The 620-nt window shown below is 44.0% G+C and carries 1 protein-coding gene; it reads left to right on the top strand.

Going from position 1 to position 620, the window contains the following annotated elements; genetic code table 11:
- Positions 1-620 (top strand): TonB-dependent receptor (locus L652_RS0103540; RefSeq protein ID WP_029770153.1); only part of this gene is annotated, 620 nt, incomplete at both ends.

A 620-nucleotide genomic window follows, 5' to 3' on the forward strand; every position in this document is an offset into this window, starting at 1 on the left:
CAGCCGATGGCGCATTTGCAACTAACCGCACCATTGAAGAAGACATAACCGCTGCGTTTGTGCAATTTACTTACAACGGTTACATTGGCGATATGCCATACAACATTGTTATTGGCGCGCGGCAAGAGTCTACCGACATTACCTCAACGGCTAATATCGATTTACCTAACGCAGTAGCGTGGGAAGGTAATAACGACTTTAATGTTCGTTTTGGCTCGGCTAAAGAAGATTTCACGCTTAAATCTAGCTACGATCACTTTTTACCAAGCTTTGACTTTGACATAGAAGTAATCGAAAACGTGAAAGCGCGTTTTTCTTATAGCACGACAATTGCTCGCCCAACTTACGATAACTTAAGTTCAGCAGCTACTGTTGGTGTACCAGGTGCCCCTACTCTTTTAGCGGGTTCTTCACCGGCTACAGCGTCAACAGGTAACCCTGGTTTAGTGCCGCTTGAATCAGATAATATTGATGTATCGGCTGAGTGGTACTTTGCAGAAACAAGTTATGTGTCGGTAGGTTATTACACTAAAGACATTGAAAACTTTATTGGTTTAACACCAATGACGCAAAACTACTACGGATTACGCGATGCAACAGCGGGTCCTCGCGCACAAGCT

The organism is Pseudoalteromonas sp. TB25 (assembly GCF_000497995.1).
GTDB classification, from domain to species: Bacteria; Pseudomonadota; Gammaproteobacteria; order Enterobacterales; family Alteromonadaceae; genus Pseudoalteromonas; species Pseudoalteromonas distincta.